Source organism: Parasphingorhabdus sp. (assembly GCF_039977335.1).
Lineage (GTDB): Bacteria > Pseudomonadota > Alphaproteobacteria > Sphingomonadales > Sphingomonadaceae > Parasphingorhabdus.
On record NZ_JBDWDI010000001.1, the window covers coordinates 576,098 to 593,812 of the forward strand.

A 17,715-nucleotide genomic window follows, 5' to 3' on the forward strand; every position below is an offset into this window, starting at 1 on the left:
AGATGTTAGCGCTGGTCGCAAGGCGGTTGATGACAGCGATCCCAACGCTGCTTGCGATCATATTGGTTTCCTTTTTTCTGATGCGACTAGCCCCCGGCGGACCATTTGACGGCGAGCGACCGTTGCCGCCAGAAACACAGGCGGCCCTGCAAACTGCCTATGGACTGGATAAGCCGCTTTGGGAGCAAGCATGGCTTTATGTCTCACGGTTGGTGCAAGGCGATTTTGGACCGTCGCTGGTCTATCGTGATTTCACCGTGTCGGAACTGGTCGCACAGGGCTTGCCGATATCATTGACCCTTGGCGGCCTAGCTATATTATTGGCCTTGCTGATCGGTATTTCTGCGGGGTTATTTGCTGCCGTGCGAGCCGGTAAGGTTGCTGACAAGACGATCATGATGCTGGCGACCGTGGCGACTGCTTTGCCAACTTTTGTGACGGGACCGGCACTCGCGCTGTTTTTCGGGCTATGGTTAGGCCTGTTGCCAGTATCGGGCACTGGCGAAGGTTTCTCATGGTTGATCATGCCGGTCGTCGCACTCGCACTGCCGGTATCTGGTGCTATCGCCAAACTGACCAGGGCAGGTCTGGCGACGGTCCTGAAGCAAGACCATATTCGCACCGCCAGAGCGCGGGGATTGTCGGAAACCAAAATTCTGTTCAAACATGGCTTGCGACCCGCTCTTGTTCCGGTAGCCAGCTATCTGGGCCCCGCCGCAGCAGGACTGCTGACAGGTGCTGTGGTGGTGGAAACCGTATTCGGATTGCCGGGATTGGGCCGCTATTTTGTCCAAGGGGCGCTAAACCGGGATTATCCTTTGGTGCTCGGTGTGGTCACGCTGTACGCGGCGCTGATCATCTCATTCAACCTGTTTGCCGACCTGATTTACGGTTGGCTCGATCCCCGGATGCGTGAAGGATGAGGGCGTTGCTCAACCGCAAACACTGGCCGCTTTGGGTAGTGTTGATCCTGATAGCTTTGGCGCTGATCCTGCCAGCTATCCTGCCGTGGACATATGACCAGATCGACTGGGATGCCGTGCGCGCGCCGGCCTTTAGCGGGTCGCATATCTTTGGCACGGACGAAATTGGTCGCGACCGTCTTGCTCGACTGGCAGCGGGCACGCAGGTTACGTTGATGGTTGCGATTGCCGCCGCTCTCGTATCCCTGATCGTCGGCATTGCGTGGGGCGCCACCGCTGGCTGGATGGGCGGTAAGGTCGATGAAGCGATGATGCGATTTGTCGATGCGCTTTATGCGCTGCCCTTCATGTTCATCGTCATCCTGTTGATGGTGATCTTCGGTCGTTCGATATTGCTGGTTTTTATTGGCATTGGTTTGGTTGAGTGGCTGACTATGGCACGCGTGGTGCGCGGACAGGTCATGGCTCTTAAAGAGCGCCCTTTCATATTGGCCGCCGAGGCCTCAGGCACTTCGTCACTTATGATCATCCTGAAGCATATCCTGCCCAATATTGCCGGTGTCGCGCTGGCCTATCTGATGCTCACCGTGCCGCAGGTTGTGATGGTCGAGAGCTTTCTGTCATTCCTCGGTCTCGGCGTTCAGGAGCCGCTGACATCGCTTGGTATATTGGTCAAGGAAGGCGCTGATGACATGGACATGACACCGCTGGGACTGTTGTTACCCGGCGGATTACTTGTGCTGCTACTGGTTTGCCTGACTATAGAAGGCGAGCGGTTGAGAGATATCTACTCATGAGCCTTTATGAGATACGTGACATGGCCATTCAAATTGATGGCAGGCAGTTGGTAGAAGGCGTCAATATTTCGGTCGAGACTGGAAAATGTACGGCGATTATCGGCGAGTCGGGTTCGGGGAAAAGCCTGTCTTGTCTTACACCTTTTGGACTAACGCCGGGTGCGGCTTTGGGCTCGATCAAGCTTGACGGGATTGTACTAACCGGTGCTGATGCCGATCAAATGCGTAAAGCGCGTAGCCAGTTGACAGGGTTTGTTTTTCAGCAGCCATTGACGGCGCTAACACCCCATTTGACCATAGGTGCTCAGCTTCAGGAGGCCGCTGCACAAGCAGGACCGGCGCGTTTGTCGCGGAACGAATTGGCTGAAAAGCTCAAGCGTGTTGGATTGTCGCGTGCAGATGAACGGTTGGACCAATTCCCGCACCGGCTATCCGGAGGCGAGCGACAGCGCGTGATGATTGCAGCGGCGATTGCGCACCGGCCCAAACTGTTGATCGCCGATGAACCAACAAGCGCCTTGGATGCTAGTTTGCGGGGCGAAATCATGGCGTTGCTTGACGAGTTACGCGAAGAGCAAGGGCTCGCAATGTTGCTCGTCAGCCATGATCTTGCTTCGATGGAGGGGCATTCCGACGATCTGATTGTAATGGATCAAGGCCGGGTTGTGGAGAGCGGCCCAACGGCGGACGTGATCGCCAATCCCCAAAAAGACTATACCAAGCGCCTGATAGCCGCCACACCGCATCTCAATGAACCTGCGCCTGATCTGCCGTCCGTTGGCGATACCCTGATGGACACAGAAGCTGTGACCGTGCAGTTTCCCCGTCCGGGTTGGCGGCGGGGCAAAATTCTGGCGGTCTCGGATGCAAGCCTCATGGTGCGGGAAGGGGAGTCGTTAGCGATTGTTGGCGGGTCCGGGTCGGGTAAATCCACTTTGGGGAGAGCTATTGCAGGCATTGGTCCGCTGACGTCTGGTTCGATCAACTGGCAAGGCGAAAATTTACCGGAACGCCGCGCCCGCAGTCTTGCTATGCGTAGGTTGATCCAGCCAGTCTTTCAGGATCCAGTGGCTAGCCTCGATCCGCAGTGGAAAATAAGCGACATTATCGCGGAACCACTGAATAATCTGCGGCCAGACATATTGCGGAATGAACGTGAGGAGATGATCAAGAAAGCGCTTGATGATGTTGGATTGGGCATCGAATATCTTACCCGCGCGCCAACGAGCCTGTCGGGCGGTCAGGCACAGCGGGTGGCGATCGCTCGCGCAATCATTGCGGGACCAAAATTACTGGTTCTTGACGAGGCGACATCGGCTCTCGATCCGCTGGTTGGCTCTTCGATCTTGGAATTATTGGCGCAGTTACAGCGCGACCAGGGTCTCAGCATCATTTTCATTACACATGACATCGCTTCTGCTCGGCGGATTTGTCACCGAATAGCGGTACTTGATGACGGCGAGATAGTTGAAATGGATGATATGGCTGCGGTGATCAGCAATCCACAGGCCGAAACCACTAAGAAATTGATCGCGGCCAGTTGACCCATAGTGCTGAAAAAAGAAAGGCCGCTCTTTCCCAGAGCGGCCTCCTTTTTTGTGACGAACCTAAATGTGAATTCAGACCCAACAGGGCTTAGAAAGATACGCCAAGTGTAAACACAACCGCACTATCAGTGAAATTGTTCACGGATGGCGCGTCAGTGTCGGTATAAGCAACGCTAGCCGTAAGGTTTTCAGTGATTGCCCAATCTGCTCCGAGTGTCCAATCGATATAGTTGTTGTCACCAATTACGCCAACGGGATTACCCAACGATCCATCATTGATACCAATATTCGCGTTGAGCGAAATTGGTGTATTTGGAATACCGCCCGAAACGCCAGTATAGATGTAGACGTTATCGCTATCGCCGAGGCTTGCCTGAGACCAGGCATAAGCAATACCGGTAGTCAGTTCGACTGGGCCTACCGTCGTTGATACGGAGGCATAAGGCTCGAAATAGTCACTCGGGCCAGCAGCTCCGCCTTCCCCATTGGGATAGACGTAATAGAGCAGGCCAACATCAAGTGTCAGGCCGTCTGTGACATCGCCGGACCAACCACCATAGAGATCAAGCTCCGTATGGCCAAAGGTCGCGCTATCTTCGATAGAAGAAGCCCATGTGCCGATGTAGAAACCGCTTTCATGGGCAACATCAATGCCGCCTTGAACGGCAATATCACCGTCCGAGAAAGACAGGCCACGGAAACGATAATCAGATGTGATGGCTGCATTGCCGGAAATTGTAATTCCGCTGCCTTCAACTTCTTGAGCGAGGGCTGGTGCTGCTGTTGTTGTGAATAGGATGGCCGAAAGACCGATAATCCCCGATTTAGTTTTTTTGCCAAATGTGGCTTTTGTGGACGTGCGCATGAAAATCCCTTTCTGGTTGATGCGTATCGCCCCTCCTGGAATTTGTCCCGGTTGTCTTTTTATTGCGTCAGCAAGGCTGGCGGCAGACAATCTCAAAACATGCAGGAAAAATCTGCATCATATTGCTGCGCTGCACAACAGAAAAATGACAGTAAATATGACATATTTTGATAGTGTGGCAATCAAGCCACAGCAGGTTGGCTGGCCGCAATCCCGCCTGTTTAGGGCTTATTAACCATGGGCTTATATCGCAGTGTGATGTCGAAGATTGATTCCATTGAAAAAGCAAATGGTGAGGGTGATCCCTTTGCCGAGAGTTTTGCGCGTCTAAAAGCCGTCGAGTCGGTTGCTGGATTGGTGGCCAATTTGGCTGGGCCAGAAGAGACGGTTTCTTTCACGGTGGCAGACCCTGTCGTTATGGAATCTGCTTATCGCAATAGTTTTCCCATGACCCAAAAGCGTTTTGATCGTGGATGCGATGATCTGGCGGTTATGGCGCAGACCGGAGCCAAGGCTTTGCTTCAGCTAAACTCCGCGGGTAGAAGCCGGACGGACATCGCTGCGCAGCGATTAATGCGTGAAATCCAGATGTCTGGTCGTCGAACCCTGGACCTGCTTCAAAAATAAAAGCGCTATTCGGCCGAAAGTTTGACCGTTCCTTTCTCAGGAAGCGATCTGATATGGACATCGCGCTGCGGGAACGGAATTTCAACATCATGCTCTTTGAACAGATCCCAAACCCTTTTCAGTACCGCTGCCTTAAAATTACCGACGCCTGATTCTGGGTCTTTGATCCAGCATCTGATTTCGAAATTGACACTATTATCGCCAAATTCGAGCATCCAGACCACGGGCTTCGGGTGATTGAGTACGCGCGGGACATCGACGCAGGCTTGTTTCATCAATTCGATAACCTGATCCATATCGCTATCATAGGACACACCCACCGGAATACTGATCCGTACGTTTTTGTTCGAATAGGACCAATTCTCAACTTCCTGCGTCATCAGGTTTTCGTTGGGAATCAGGTGCTCCTTGCCCTCACGGGTTAGGACTGAAACGGCACGGACACCGATCTTATTAACCCAGCCAAAGCTATCGCCAACCGCGATCACATCACCGGGCTTGATCGAACGATCCATGAGCAAGATGATCCCCGCGATCAAATTACCAATTGTCTTCTGCATCCCGAAACCAATGGCCAGACCAAAGGCACCGGAGAAAACTGCTAAAGCGGTGAGATCAATACCCAGGACATCAAGGCCAAGGACGAAGGCTGCGCCCAAGATAGCAACGGTTGCAAGCTTTTGGCCAAGCACTTTTTGGGCGCCATCCAGCTGGCTATTCGAGATTACATGGCCGACAAGTTTCATCAGCACACGGGCAACGGCTAGCAGGATAACCGCTGTCATGATTGTTGTGACAACCGCTAGCAGCGATATACGGTTCGTGCCGACATCGATGCCGACCCGCTCCAGCGCAGTTGTGATACGGTCTATATTCCCCACAAGACCAAGGGCTGCGGATATAAAGACTGTCAGACCCATCACGGTACCAAGCCAATCCGGCATCCGAACACCGCGGATCAGGTCATTCGTAAACAAGCCCATGGTAATCGCGATGGTCAGGGCGAAGACCACCTGCGGGATAAGTTGCCAATCCCATACTGACAGGAAGAATCCGCACAATATGAAGGTCGTTGCCCGCCGCGTCATATCGCGGATGCGGCGGCCAGCTAGGTCGCTCTCATAGCCAGCCCGTGTTTCCCATATGTGGCGTAGTTTCGGACCAATATATTTGCTGAGGAACCAACCAGCGATAAGCGCCAGTGTAACCAGTCCTGCGGCGATAGCGCTTTCTATAAATTGCACATTGCGCGGCGTATCCGGCGCCAGGGATTCAATGTAGCCAAGAATTTCCTGCATCATAAGCTATTGTTATAGTGTTCAAACGCTTTGGCAAGATCAGCAATCAAATCCTCCGGGTCTTCCAAACCGATGTTTAGCCGCACCAGTACACCCTTCATGGTCCATTCCGTGGCTGTGCGATGTTTTTCCGGATCAACTGGCAAGGCCAGGCTTTCAAATCCACCCCAGCTATAACCGATCCCGAAGTGGGTCAGCGCGTCAATAAATACAGCCCGCGATCTTTCATCACCGTCAGCAAGCTCGAACGAGAAAAGGCCTGATGATCCTTTGAAATCGCGCTGCCATATTTCATGACCCGGACAATCAGGTAGCGCCGGGTGCAGGACTCGGCCGACTTCAGGGCGATCTTTTAACCAGTGGGCTATAGTAAGAGCCGATTGCTCATGTTGTTTCAACCGGACTTCCAGAGTCCGCAGGCCGCGCGCAGCCAAATAAGCATCATCAGGGGAAACAACCTGGCCGAGTTGTTGCGCCGTGCGTCTTAGCTGCGTCCAATATTTCTCGTGCGTAGTGGCCGCGCCCATCATCACATCACTATGGCCGACAATATATTTGGTCGCTGCTGTGATCGAAATATCCACACCATTTTTCAGTGCGGGAAAGAAACGGGATGTCGCCCAGGTGTTATCGAGCAACGTGACAATGCCAGCTTTTTGGGCGGCTTTGCAAATGACCGGGACGTCCTGCACTTCAAAGCTCAGGCTCCCTGGGCTTTCCAACAATATCGCTTTGGTTTTGTCGGTTAAAAGATCGGATATGCCTTCGCCGATCAGCGGATCATAATAACGCGCAGAGATGCCCATTCGTTTCAGGAATGCGTCGGCGTAGCTGCGACTTGGGTCATAGCTGCTGTCAGTCAGCAGCACTTCATCGCCGGGTTTTAGTACGGCCAGCATCGCGCAAGCAATGGCGGCGACACCGGAAGGATAGAGCATCGTTCCGACGGCACCTGGTTCCATTTCGGTCAGGGCGTCGGCAAGGGACCATTGTGTGGGAGAGCCCCGCCGGCCATAGAAAAAGCGGCCGTCTTCATTATTTTTCACGCCCGCCCGCAAATCAGCCACATTGTCATAAAGATGGGTGCTGGCGCGCCAAACCGGCGGATTGACAACCGCACCCGTCCATTCCTTACGCCTGCCGCCGGTAACAATCTGCGTTGCCGGTTTCTGTTTGGATTCGTCTTCTCTATTGGCCAATTGCTGTTCCGTTAGCCCTGAACCTGTCGAAGGGCGCTTCTAGACTAGAGACGGGCTTCGACAGGCTCAGCCCTAACGGTGAAAACAGACTCTATGTATCAGGCTGCCGTCTTGGGCGTATCCGCGTCGGCACCCCATTCGGACCAGCTGCCATCATAAAGAGCAACTTTTTCCCCACCCGCGACTGCCGCAGCAAAGGATACCACTGCGGCCGTCATTCCGGAACCGCAGGTCGTTACAATGGGTTTGCCAAGGTCAACATTCGCATTGTCGAACAGTGCTTTCATCTCATCTGCGCTTTTCCAAGTGCCGTCGGCATTGAAAAATTCGCTATGCGGAATGTTGACGGAGCCTGGAATGCTGCCAGAAACAATGCCTGGCCGAGGGTCTGGTTCAGCACCGGTGAAACGCCCAGCGGGGCGTGCATCGACAACTTGTTCATCTTTGCTGTGCAGGTTGGCCAGCATGTCCGCCTTTGTGCGGATATCTTTATCATCTTTCCACACCGTGAAATGACGATGGCGTAGCGCCTCCTTACCGGTTTCGAGCGGACGCCCTTCTGCTTTCCACTTGGCAATGCCGCCATCAAGGATTGCGACTTCATGGGCTCCAAAAATGGTCAGCATCCACCAGGCGCGCGCAGCGCTTTTCAGCGGGCTGTCATCATAGAGCACGATGCGACTGCCATCGCCGAGGCCAAGCGATTGCATCCGGCTGGCAAATTTCTCTGGTGGAGGTAGCATATTCTCAACCGGATTGCCGGTGTCGGTCAGCTCGCTCAAATCCATGAAAACAGCACCCGGGATATGGCCCGCTTCATATTCAGCGGCTGGATCGCGCCCGGCATCGGGCATGAATTTGGTGGCATCAACTATGCGCAAATCCGATGCGCCCAGTTCATTTGCAAGCCAGTCAGTGGTTACCAGCAGTTCCATTTTATGCTCCTTATGCAAGCGGGCGACCAGGTCGCCTCTACTTCAATATGCCAATGTCTATCGATTCGTATTCAGACCGTCGAGGCTATAATGCATTAGAGATGGAATCCACAGCTTATGTGGTTTTTCGGCAAATGATTGATTTATAATCGTTCCAGAAAGGCTTGCGCCTCGGTGCGGAGTTGTTGCTGAACATCGCCATCCATCGCATGCCAGATACGATAAGGCATCGTCAGCCTGTTATTATTCTCTAGTTTTTCTTCGTTCCGCGCGAGGAAATCCCAATAAAGCGCATTGAACGGACAGGCTTTCTTCCCCATGCGTTGCTTCACATCATAGCGACAGGACGCGCAATGATCTGACATTTTGTTTATATAGTTGCCAGACGAGGCATAGGGTTTTGAGGCGATAATCCCGCCATCACCAAATTGGCTCATCCCCAATGTGTTTGGCAATTCGACCCATTCATAAGCATCAGCGTAGACTTCGAGATACCAAATGTGCACCGCGTGAGGATCAACTCCAGCGATGAGCGCAAAGTTGCCAGTGATCATCAGCCGTTGAATATGATGTGCATAGGAAAGGTCTAATGTCTGTCCAATTGCTTCGGACAAGCACAGCATATCGGTGTCACCGGTATAGTAAAAGTCCGGCAGCGGGCGCTGGGCATCCAGAAAATTACGCCCTGCGTAATCAGGCCCTTCGTGCCAATAGATACCGCGAACATATTCGCGCCAGCCGATAATCTGGCGAATAAAGCCCTCGGCGGCGTTGAGCGGCGCTTTTCCATCTGCATAGAGGTCTGCGACCTCCTGACAGAGATCAAGCGGGTCAAGCAGTCCGCTATTGAGATAAGGCGAGAGGATTGAGTGCCAGAGAAAGGGGTCGCCTGTCAGCATGGCATCCTGATAATCACCAAATTGCGCCAGTGCGTGGTCCAGAAACTGGCGTCTTTGTTGCAGTGCTTCCTCACGTGTTACTGCGAAATGAAAATGTTCCAGCGAACCGGGATGATCGGCAAATTTCTCTGCGACCATTTCGATCACTTCCTTCGTTATCTCATCCGGCGCAAAGCGGATCGGCTTCGGCATCATCAGGTCACTTTGCGCTGGCTTGCGGTTCTCCGCATCATAGTTCCATTTTCCGCCTTCCGGTTTGCCATCGTCATCCAGCAATAAACCCGTCTTGCGGCGCATCTCGCGATAGAAAAACTCCATTCGCAACTGCTTCTTGCCCTCCGCCCAGTCATCAAATTCTTGGTGTGTGGCAATAAAGCGGTCATCCGGGCAGATGGTGACAGGGACATCAAACTGATCCTGCCAGTTTTCGATCATCGTCATGACCCGCCATTCGCCCGCCTCGGTAATCCGGATCGAATCAATGGCATGTCGTTCGCAAGCCCGCGCAATCTCACCGGTAAAGCTGCCGCTATTGTCTGGATCATCCAGCGTCACATAATCGACCGTCCAGCCGCCTTCTCGAAGCGCTGCGGCATGATGACGCATAGCCGAGAATATATAAGCGATCTTGGCTTTGTGATGCTTTACATAGGTGGCTTCCGCATCCACCTCCATCATCAGCAAGACTGATCGATCTTTCTCTTGATCCGCCAGTGATGAGATGTCCCAGGATAGCTGGTCGCCCAGGATGGGAATAAGTGTTTTCTTCGACATCCGCGTTCAATGGAAGGATATGCCGTGGAACACAGCCTGTGCTTTGGTGCATTAGTTCAATGGATTTCAGGTGTTTAGCGGTCGCTGTCCTACCGGCGTAAAAATCCGAGGTCCAAGATCAAGTCGAAAAGGCGCCATTTTTGGTCGTCGTGGTTCATATTCCCGGCCGATAATGAACGATGCGGCTTGTTGGCATTCGATACCATTCGGGTCGGTATAGGCGACGCCGAAACGAGCGAGAGGAATGAACAAGGCCTGTGATTTGAACGTAATCGGACGAATTGCATTGAGCGGCAAACGGATATCACCTGTCAAAGAAACGGTTTCGCCAGCCGCTAGGCTTTCGATCTCATGCAAAATTTCCCCTGCCTCGATACCTTCATTTCTAGCATTGTCAGAGTTGGCCTGCATCATCGCACCAGAGAGACGGATATCGCGCAATGGCTGGGCTGACTGGTTGGTTAGTGCGATGGTGTAATTCAGCACCGCGTTGAGCAAAGTCGATGACGCACCGTTGGCGATAAAATCGATCTGCAAGCTATCTGTTCTGCTGGGTATCGGATCTGGTTTAGGCGCTATGGGCTGGATTCCAGCGGGCTTTGCAGATGGCTTTGGGGCAACGCCGATTTTGGATGTCACAAATCCATTTGTGAACACCGGAGAGGGCGGTTCGGGTTTTACGGGATTGGGCGGTGAGTAGATTTTTGGTGTCGGTTTGCGAGATGATGGGGCAGGATCAGGGGCCGCAGCTGGAAATGATTCCGTATCACCTGCCACTTCTTCTTCTAACACTGATGCGGATGTGTTACGGCGCCAAAAATAGGCCCCTAATCCGCTGAGCAGAAGCAAGACTATTCCACCGCCAACATAATATGGGATGGTTCCACCGGAGCCTATTTCCGATGCCGGTGATGAAGGCGATGCTTCGGGCGTCACTTCCGGAGCTGATGGTTCGGTAGGTAAAGTTTGGCGGGGTAGATCCGTGGTGAAACCGGGCTGAGGTTGGTTATTGCCCGCCGCTGGTAAAGCTGGTGCTGTATCACCTGCTGGGGGACGGGCAGATGTAGCGCGCGGCGTGTTGGTAACTGGCGCTGTTGGTCGCGTATTGCCTGAGGGCACTGGGCGGGTTTGCGTTTCTGTTGCAGGAACGCCAACGGGTACCGGTGTGGTCGGTAGCGGGGCAGGCCTCGTTGTCGGCTGTGTGCTGGGTGCAATATCGCTGGCGGTGGGAGCCGCTTGCGGAGGCGGCGTATTTTCTTCTACCGGCCCTTCAGCTTGATTGTTCGCAGGATTCTGGCCTTCACCTGGGGGAAGGGAATAGTCGCTGACGGAAGGTAGTTCTGGCGGTGGTTCCGGCGGCAATTGCCGGGGCACTGCCTGGCCTTGTGCAGCAGGCATTGCGGCGATGGATAGGCCGAAGGTTCCGGCAGCCATCATTGCCAGCGTTCTTGCGCGCCTCATTCGTCTTATGTGATTTATCTTCATTGCCCTTTGTAGCCCTGAACCGCTATTTGCGGCCTTATTCGCTGAACCATCAATGAATATCAGGGCAGGGATGACATAAGCCGCCCCGTGCATTAGATGACCTGCATGACAGATAATGATACATCAAAATCCGCGCCGCGCTTCTTGGGTCAGGACAGCGCTCTGCCAACCTCGCCTGAAGACGCGATCCTGGACTATGTTCCAAACCCGCGAGCTGGGGAGCTTTATCTGACGCGCTTTGCAGTGCCCGAATTTACTTCACTTTGCCCGGTTACTGCACAGCCGGATTTTGCGCATCTCGTGATCGATTATGCACCGGATAAGACGATTGTTGAATCCAAATCGCTAAAGCTGTTCTTGGGGTCATTCCGCAACCATGCCGCGTTTCATGAGGATTGCACGGTGGGCATTGGCCAGCGGCTTTTCACAGAGATGAAACCCAAATGGTTGCGCATCGGCGGCTATTGGTATCCGCGCGGCGGCATTCCCATTGATGTGTTCTGGCAGTCAGCTGAGCCGCCCAAAGGCTTGTGGATACCCGATCAAGGCGTAGCTTCTTATCGGGGGCGTGGCTGATGGCTCATAAATTATACGCTGCACCGCTGTCGCTCTATTCTGGAAAAGCCCGCGCCTATCTTGATTGGAAGGGCGTGGATTACGAAGAGATTCTGTCTTCGGGCGATGTATACAAGGATATTATCGTCCCGAAAGTAGGGCGTCCGGTCATTCCGGTTTTGGACACGGATGATGGCCAGACGATTCAGGATACGACTTATATTATCGATCATTTTGAACAGGCTGAGGGCGGTCCGTCGGTCTATCCTGATACACCGAAACAACGATTGGTTGCTTTGTTGCTCGAAACATTTGGCGATGAATGGTTGGTGATACCGGCAATGCACTATCGCTGGAACTATAATGAAGAGTGGGTTTACGGTGAATTTGGCGCGACCGCTGCTCCTGATGCGAGCAAGGAAGAACAGCTCGCCATTGGTCGAGAAAGAGGTTCAAACTTTAAAGGCTTTTGTCCAATTCTCGGGATTAACCCGGTAACTATACCAGCGATAGAAGCCAGCTATGAGGCGCTGTTGGCTGATCTAGATGCGCATTTTGCGGAACATGACTACCTGTTGGGTTCGCGGCCTTCTATCGGGGATTATGGACTTATCGGCCCGCTTTATGCCCATCTCTATCGCGATCCGGCATCGGGTGAGATCATGAAGCGGCTTGCTCCACGCGTCGCATCTTGGGTTGAGCGAATGGTTCACGTCAAAGCGCCTCTATCGGGCGAATTTCTGGCTGATGACGAGGTGCCGGTTACGCTCGTGCCAATTCTTGAGCGGATGATGGGCGAGCATATGCCCTTTCTGCAAACGACAGCTGATATGCTTACAACATGGTCTGCGGCTAATCCCGATGAGGAACTGCCCCGCGCCGTCGGCATGGCTGAATTCACCATGGAAGGCGTGGAGGGGCAGAGGATTGCACCGCCCTTTAGCTTGTGGATGTTGCAACGGCCGTTGAGCTATTATCGAGAATTAGATAGCGCTGATAAATTGACCGTGGACGGGTTTTTGTCTTCCATTACCGGCGCACAAGGTTTCCAGAATTTTGATCTGAAACAGCCATTGGTGTTTGAAAATTTCAAGCTTAGGCTGGCTTAGTCGATCAAAGCGGGCTCTTACTGCCCGAAATCTGCAAACCATAAAGCCTCACAGCGCTGTACATAGGGCGCAAAATTTTCGTGAGACTTTGCCGCATCCAGTAACGGTCCGGGTAGTTCTTCGATCAAGCTATTGGCGATTGACGGATATGCGGTTGCATCAAGGCTGCTGGGCTGATCACCAAACATGAATGGTTTGCTACCCAGTTGCACCGCCAATGCTTCCAGATCAGCGGCGCCAAAGGCATAGATATCCTTCATGGCATGGCGTCCGATACCGTGCGCTTGCAGTCCGCTTTTGACCTGTTTTTGGGCAATTATTGGTACAAGACTGCGAATGACCGGCGGCATGCTTCCGAACCAGAAATTCTTGATGATTGGCCAATTATGATCATCGATCCAGCGACTATAGAGGGTCACCCAATAGAGCCGCTCCTCAATCATCCGCGCCATGGCGTGAGACACCGCGCGCTGTTCCATTGTCAGACCGGCGTCAAAATCCACGCCATATTTGCTTTCGAGATGCCACTGGATCAGGGCGGTATCGGCGACCTCGGTGCCATCATCGGTGAGAAACGGTAACTTCCCCTTGGGCGCTTTGCGCGGATCATCCATAATTTCGGTTTGATATTCGGCCCCTGCCATTTTCAGCAAGATCTCGCCTTTCATGCAAAAGGGACTGGGGCTCGGGACGCCGAAACCCGATTGAAACTGGATATATTTGATCGCCATGTTGTGCATTCCCCTTGATTTACCCAAGAGCGGCATATCATAAAATATCGTGTCCATCCGGCACTATATTGCACAGCGATGTTGCTTTTTTGCTTTTGCCCTATCAATCGGCGAGCGCTAACATTATTGTTAGCTTTATGAGCAGCATCCCCCATCATCACAATATTGCGATTTTACCCGATGATATCGATTTCATGGGACATGTGAATAATGCGAACTATCTGAAATGGGTTCAGGATGCGGTCGTGGCCCATTGGGAAAATATTGCTCCTTCAGAGGCGGTGGCAACGCATCTCTGGGTTGCTCTGAAACATGAGATAACCTACCGAAAACCAGCCTTTTTGGACGATGAGGTTATTGCTGAAGTACTGCTCGAAAAAGTCCATGGTGCTCGGGCCTTTTACAGCACAGTGATCCGGCGCGGTGAAGATGTACTCGCCGAAGTGCAATCCAGCTGGTGCTGTGTTGATGCGGATACCTTGCGACCCATGCGAATCGCGAAGGATATTGCAGCCAATTTCTTTGGTTCCAAGGACTAAGCTGGTTCCTTAGGCGGTCATTCGCTCCTCGCGCGGAGCACGTTGACCTTTAACGCATTAATCCGCCAATCAGATTACGGACGAAGCGTCCAGCCACCGGGCCAGCGAGTTCGGTCGCAATGGATCCAACAGCAGAGGTTACACCGGATCGCATCGGGTTTGCTCGTGACTTCTTGCCCAACATAGTGGAAGCGGCCATGCCCGCTGCAGAACCCATGGCGACCTTTGCACCGCGGCTAAAGGCTTTCTCCCACATGCTCTTGCTCTTACGTGGTTTTTTGCGAACTTCCTCTTCGCCTTTTTCTTCGACCTCTTTTGCCGTTTCGGTGGCGTCGATGACTTTCTGTGCCAATATTTCTTCGGCGCTATTGCGATCTACTTCTTCATCATATTTGCCGTCATAAGGAGAAATCGACTGCATGATAGCACGCTCTTTGGCGGTCACTGGTCCCAAACGGGAACGCGGCGGCTTAATCAAAGTTCGCTGAACAATTGAAGGGGCACCATCTTCCATCAGCGTGGAGACCAAAGCTTCGCCAACCCTTAACTCTGTAATAGCCTCTTCGACATCCAGATCAGGATTGATCCGAAAGGTGTCAGCGGCCGCCTTAATCGCTTTTTTGTCGCGGGGAGTGAACGCGCGGAGGGCATGTTGTACGCGGTTGCCCAGCTGTCCGGCAACATCCTCGGGAATATCCACCGGGTTCTGGGTGACAAAATAGACGCCAACACCCTTGGACCGGATCAGGCGCACAACCTGCTCAATCTTGTCCTCCAATGCCTTGGGCGCATCTTCAAACAGCAAATGCGCCTCGTCAAAAAAGAAGACAAGCTTCGGTTTTTCCGGATCGCCAACTTCGGGGAGCGTTTCAAACAGCTCCGCGAGCAACCAAAGCAGGAAGGTCGCATAAAGTTTGGGGCTGCGCATCAATTGGTCAGCGGCGAGGACGTTGATATAACCACGGCCCTGATCATCGCATTTGATAAAATCATCAATTTCCAGCGCAGGCTCACCAAAAAACTGTCCCGCGCCCTGGCTATCGAGTTGCAGCAACTGGCGCTGGATCGCGCCGACGCTGGCTTTGCTGACATTGCCGTATTTTGCTGAAAGCTCTTTTGCATTTTCCGCCGTGTAAGCGAGCATCGACTGCAGATCGTCGAGATTCAACAGCAACAGGCCTTCTTCATCGGCAAAGCGGAATACGATATTCAGCACGCCTTCCTGCGTATTGTTCAGGTCCATCAGGCGCGCGAGCAGCAGCGGTCCCATTTCGGTGATGGTGGTACGGATCGGATGGCCTTGCTTGCCATAGAGGTCCCAGAATATCGAGGGATTATCGGAATAGGCATAGTCACTCATGCCCAATTCCTTGGCGCGTCCTTCTAGCTTGTCCGCATGTTTGAAGGTTGAAGAACCCGCCATTGAGATACCGGCTAAATCGCCTTTAACATCAGCCACAAATACCGGAACACCATTGGCAGAGAAGCTTTCAGCCAAACCCTGCAAGGTCACGGTTTTACCGGTGCCGGTTGCGCCAGCAATCAAGCCATGGCGGTTGGCGCGTTTGAGGTTCAGGCTCTGGCGCTCATTACCGCCCAATCCCAAAAAAATCTCTGTTGCGTCAGCCATTCCCGAATCCCCTCAATCAATTGAATTGGAAAGATATCCATGACAAAGCAAAAAGGCCAGCGCGATGCGCTGGCCTTTGGGTAAAGTTACAATTTTTTGAACGGTTTATTCGTCGTTTAGTCGCACCGCTACAAATCGTGGATCACGGCCACCTTGTTTGACCTGCAACAGGACCGCTTCGCGGTTTGACCTTTTGGCGGCGCTGATCGCCTTGTCCAAATCTGAAGCGGTGTTGATAGGACGGCGGTTGACGCTAATGATCACGGTCGTGCGCCTGATGCCCTTGCGAGCTGCATCACTATTGGGATCTACTGTTGATACGACAACACCAGCTTGCGACGATGGCACACGGATCTGACGTGCGATAGAGGGGGTGATATCCACTACCGATAGACCTAATGCTTCTGCAGTCGCTTCAGCGCTGGCACCATCTTCGTCCGTACCCATAGGGTCTTCTGCATCAGGGTCAAAATTGGTGGCCAGCTCTTCTTCGGATGGTCGTTCGCCAAGTGTCGCGTTGACCTTCACCGTCTTGCCATCGCGTAGCAATTCGATCGGAACCTTCGTACCCACGGGCAGATTGGCAACCAGATAAGACAGCGTTTGATCCGGTGTCACGTTGCGCCCGTTCACCTTCACAATCACATCACCAGCCTGAATACCGGCTTTGGACGCGCCCTCGCCAGGGACAACGCTTTGAATAAACTCACCGCGGTTTTTCTTCAGGCCAAGTGAATCAGCCAAATCTTCCGTCAAAGGACTGATTTGAACGCCAAGATAGCCGCGTTCAACTTTTTCACCCTTACGTAAAGTATTGACGATTGGAACGGCAACTTCCGCGGGAATGGCAAAGCCGATACCGACATTGCCGCCCGTGGGTGAGATAATCGCATTGTTGATACCGATAACATTGCCGTTCAGATCGAACATCGGGCCGCCGCTGTTGCCGCGGTTGATTGACGCATCGGTTTGAAGGAAGCGGTCATAGGCCCCGCCCTGTCCGGTGTTACGGTGAATGGCTGACAAAATGCCGGTAGTCACTGTGCCGCCAAGACCGAAGGGATTGCCGATCGCGATGACCCAGTCACCGACACGGGCACCTTGGCTATCACCAAATTTAACAAAAGGCAGGTCTTTATCGGCATTGATTTTCAGAACTGCGATATCCGAAGCAGGATCACGTCCTACTAGAGTCGCTTCATATTCTGTACGATCCGGCATGATGACAGTGATCGTTTCAATTGTCGCGTTACGATTGCCAGGGGCGACCACGTGATTATTTGTTACCACATAACCGTCTGCGGAAATAATGAAGCCGGAGCCGAGAGATTGTGCCTGACGCGTTTGTCCATTACCATTATCGTTACCACGAGGGTTACCGAACAGACCGCCAAACGGTGTGCCTGCGAACGGGTTATTTCTGACGCGTACGCGCTGCGTGGTGGAGATGTTGACAACGGCTGGTTGCAATTGCTCGGTCAGATCAGCAAAACTCATGGGCGCACCAGCACGCGGCGCGGCTGCTCTCATGACCTGACTGTCATTGGCAGCGACTTGAGCACCAGCAGAGCCGATGCCGGATAGCGTCGCTGCGCCTCCTGCTAAAAGCAAAGCTGCTGAAATTCCGTAAGCGTAACGCACAATATATTCCTCTCAATTTGCCGGTATCGACAGTGTTTATTCGATACCAAATTCGTTCAAGTTACATAAATCATTGGCGCAGAATTTATGAACCGAATTTGAATGTTACCATAGTCAATCGTTAAGATCAGCCTTAACATAAGCGTTTTTAGCCCCACCAC

General features: G+C 52.9%; 17 protein-coding genes. 8 read left to right on the forward strand and 9 right to left on the reverse strand.

Going from position 1 to position 17,715, the window contains the following annotated elements; all coding sequences use genetic code 11:
• Positions 1 to 2: 2 nt before the first annotated feature.
• From ABJM21_RS02785 to ABJM21_RS02795, 3 genes are read left to right on the forward strand one after another with little or no spacing between them, the layout of a single operon-like run.
• Complete coding sequence (locus tag ABJM21_RS02785; RefSeq protein ID WP_348302921.1) at positions 3 to 923, forward strand: ABC transporter permease subunit; 921 nt, start codon at positions 3 to 5, stop codon at positions 921 to 923.
• A complete protein-coding gene (locus ABJM21_RS02790; protein ID WP_348302920.1) occupies positions 920 to 1,720 on the forward strand; it encodes an ABC transporter permease subunit in 801 nt (266 codons plus the stop codon). Before ABJM21_RS02785 ends, ABJM21_RS02790 begins: the two co-directional genes overlap by 4 nt.
• Before the next feature lie 20 nt (positions 1,721 to 1,740).
• Positions 1,741 to 3,264: an ABC transporter ATP-binding protein gene (locus ABJM21_RS02795; RefSeq protein WP_348302919.1), complete on the forward strand. Its 1,524-nt coding sequence runs from the start codon at positions 1,741 to 1,743 to the stop codon at positions 3,262 to 3,264.
• A gap of 91 nt (positions 3,265 to 3,355) precedes the next feature.
• Here ABJM21_RS02795 and ABJM21_RS02800 read toward each other — a convergent pair whose 3' ends face one another.
• Positions 3,356 to 4,132 carry a TorF family putative porin gene (locus tag ABJM21_RS02800; protein WP_348302918.1) on the reverse strand — a complete coding sequence of 259 codons (777 nt, stop codon included), beginning with the start codon at positions 4,130 to 4,132 and terminating at the stop codon, positions 3,356 to 3,358.
• On the opposite strand from ABJM21_RS02800, the gene ABJM21_RS02805 reads away from it, so the two are divergent.
• Together ABJM21_RS02805 and ABJM21_RS02810 are read left to right on the forward strand one after the other, a co-directional pair.
• Positions 4,131 to 4,367 (forward strand): hypothetical protein, encoded by a 237-nt coding sequence (locus ABJM21_RS02805; RefSeq protein WP_348302917.1) that lies wholly within the window; start codon positions 4,131 to 4,133, stop codon positions 4,365 to 4,367. The two genes, ABJM21_RS02800 and ABJM21_RS02805, sit on opposite strands and share 2 nt — an antisense overlap.
• A 23-nt stretch (positions 4,368 to 4,390) precedes the next feature.
• Positions 4,391 to 4,759 (forward strand): hypothetical protein, encoded by a 369-nt coding sequence (locus ABJM21_RS02810; protein ID WP_348302916.1) that lies wholly within the window; start codon positions 4,391 to 4,393, stop codon positions 4,757 to 4,759.
• A 5-nt stretch (positions 4,760 to 4,764) separates the two neighbouring features.
• Here the strand turns inward: ABJM21_RS02810 and ABJM21_RS02815 are convergent, their stop codons facing one another.
• From ABJM21_RS02815 to ABJM21_RS02835, 5 genes are all read right to left on the reverse strand, one after another.
• The gene (locus ABJM21_RS02815) at positions 4,765 to 6,060 is read right to left on the reverse strand and encodes a mechanosensitive ion channel domain-containing protein (protein ID WP_348302915.1); all 1,296 of its coding nucleotides are present in this window, start codon (positions 6,058 to 6,060) and stop codon (positions 4,765 to 4,767) included.
• Positions 6,057 to 7,256 (reverse strand): cystathionine beta-lyase, encoded by a 1,200-nt coding sequence (gene metC / locus ABJM21_RS02820; RefSeq protein ID WP_348302914.1) that lies wholly within the window; start codon positions 7,254 to 7,256, stop codon positions 6,057 to 6,059. The genes ABJM21_RS02815 and metC overlap by 4 nt, the downstream gene beginning before the upstream one ends.
• A 98-nt stretch (positions 7,257 to 7,354) precedes the next feature.
• Positions 7,355 to 8,191, reverse strand: coding sequence for a 3-mercaptopyruvate sulfurtransferase (gene sseA / locus ABJM21_RS02825; RefSeq protein ID WP_348302913.1), 837 nt, complete (start codon positions 8,189 to 8,191; stop codon positions 7,355 to 7,357).
• A 143-nt stretch (positions 8,192 to 8,334) separates the two neighbouring features.
• Complete coding sequence (locus tag ABJM21_RS02830; RefSeq protein ID WP_348302912.1) at positions 8,335 to 9,864, reverse strand: cryptochrome/photolyase family protein; 1,530 nt, start codon at positions 9,862 to 9,864, stop codon at positions 8,335 to 8,337.
• A 66-nt stretch (positions 9,865 to 9,930) separates the two neighbouring features.
• Positions 9,931 to 11,325, reverse strand: coding sequence for a hypothetical protein (locus tag ABJM21_RS02835; protein WP_348302911.1), 1,395 nt, complete (start codon positions 11,323 to 11,325; stop codon positions 9,931 to 9,933).
• 129 nt (positions 11,326 to 11,454) lie between these two features.
• On the opposite strand from ABJM21_RS02835, the gene queF reads away from it, so the two are divergent.
• Both queF and ABJM21_RS02845 read left to right on the forward strand, forming a co-directional pair.
• On the forward strand, positions 11,455 to 11,925 hold the full coding sequence (gene queF, locus ABJM21_RS02840; RefSeq protein ID WP_348302910.1) for a preQ(1) synthase: 471 nt from the start codon (positions 11,455 to 11,457) through the stop codon (positions 11,923 to 11,925).
• Positions 11,925 to 13,013 (forward strand): glutathione S-transferase, encoded by a 1,089-nt coding sequence (locus tag ABJM21_RS02845; protein WP_348302909.1) that lies wholly within the window; start codon positions 11,925 to 11,927, stop codon positions 13,011 to 13,013. The genes queF and ABJM21_RS02845 overlap by 1 nt, the downstream gene beginning before the upstream one ends.
• Positions 13,014 to 13,030: 17 nt before the next feature.
• Here the strand turns inward: ABJM21_RS02845 and ABJM21_RS02850 are convergent, their stop codons facing one another.
• Positions 13,031 to 13,744: a glutathione S-transferase family protein gene (locus tag ABJM21_RS02850; protein WP_348302908.1), complete on the reverse strand. Its 714-nt coding sequence runs from the start codon at positions 13,742 to 13,744 to the stop codon at positions 13,031 to 13,033.
• Between the two features lie 137 nt (positions 13,745 to 13,881).
• Between ABJM21_RS02850 and ABJM21_RS02855 the strand changes: the two genes are divergently transcribed.
• Positions 13,882 to 14,283 carry a thioesterase family protein gene (locus tag ABJM21_RS02855; protein WP_348302907.1) on the forward strand — a complete coding sequence of 134 codons (402 nt, stop codon included), beginning with the start codon at positions 13,882 to 13,884 and terminating at the stop codon, positions 14,281 to 14,283.
• Between the two features lie 49 nt (positions 14,284 to 14,332).
• On the opposite strand, the gene ABJM21_RS02860 is transcribed toward ABJM21_RS02855, so the two are convergent.
• Entirely contained in the window at positions 14,333 to 15,913 is a 1,581-nt protein-coding gene (locus ABJM21_RS02860) for a helicase HerA-like domain-containing protein (protein WP_348302906.1), read from the reverse strand.
• Between the two features lie 105 nt (positions 15,914 to 16,018).
• Entirely contained in the window at positions 16,019 to 17,554 is a 1,536-nt protein-coding gene (locus ABJM21_RS02865; protein ID WP_348302905.1) for a DegQ family serine endoprotease, read from the reverse strand.
• Between the last annotated feature and the right edge of the window lie 161 nt (positions 17,555 to 17,715).

Bases quoted from the DNA above. Each gene is read 5' to 3' on its own strand.
- sseA (WP_348302913.1), bottom strand. From the start codon at position 8,191: ATGGAACTGCTGGTAACCACTGACTGGCTTGCAAATGAACTGGGCGCA.
- ABJM21_RS02790 (WP_348302920.1), top strand. From the start codon at position 920: ATGAGGGCGTTGCTCAACCGCAAACACTGGCCGCTTTGGGTAGTGTTG.
- ABJM21_RS02835 (WP_348302911.1), bottom strand. From the start codon at position 11,325: ATGAGGCGCGCAAGAACGCTGGCAATGATGGCTGCCGGAACCTTCGGC.
- ABJM21_RS02860 (WP_348302906.1), bottom strand. From the start codon at position 15,913: ATGGCTGACGCAACAGAGATTTTTTTGGGATTGGGCGGTAATGAGCGC.
- ABJM21_RS02830 (WP_348302912.1), bottom strand. From the start codon at position 9,864: ATGTCGAAGAAAACACTTATTCCCATCCTGGGCGACCAGCTATCCTGG.
- ABJM21_RS02805 (WP_348302917.1), top strand. From the start codon at position 4,131: ATGAAAATCCCTTTCTGGTTGATGCGTATCGCCCCTCCTGGAATTTGT.
- queF (WP_348302910.1), top strand. From the start codon at position 11,455: ATGACAGATAATGATACATCAAAATCCGCGCCGCGCTTCTTGGGTCAG.
- ABJM21_RS02795 (WP_348302919.1), top strand. From the start codon at position 1,741: ATGGCCATTCAAATTGATGGCAGGCAGTTGGTAGAAGGCGTCAATATT.
- ABJM21_RS02785 (WP_348302921.1), top strand. From the start codon at position 3: ATGTTAGCGCTGGTCGCAAGGCGGTTGATGACAGCGATCCCAACGCTG.
- ABJM21_RS02850 (WP_348302908.1), bottom strand. From the start codon at position 13,744: ATGGCGATCAAATATATCCAGTTTCAATCGGGTTTCGGCGTCCCGAGC.
- ABJM21_RS02855 (WP_348302907.1), top strand. From the start codon at position 13,882: ATGAGCAGCATCCCCCATCATCACAATATTGCGATTTTACCCGATGAT.
- ABJM21_RS02845 (WP_348302909.1), top strand. From the start codon at position 11,925: ATGGCTCATAAATTATACGCTGCACCGCTGTCGCTCTATTCTGGAAAA.
- ABJM21_RS02800 (WP_348302918.1), bottom strand. From the start codon at position 4,132: ATGCGCACGTCCACAAAAGCCACATTTGGCAAAAAAACTAAATCGGGG.
- ABJM21_RS02815 (WP_348302915.1), bottom strand. From the start codon at position 6,060: ATGATGCAGGAAATTCTTGGCTACATTGAATCCCTGGCGCCGGATACG.
- ABJM21_RS02810 (WP_348302916.1), top strand. From the start codon at position 4,391: ATGTCGAAGATTGATTCCATTGAAAAAGCAAATGGTGAGGGTGATCCC.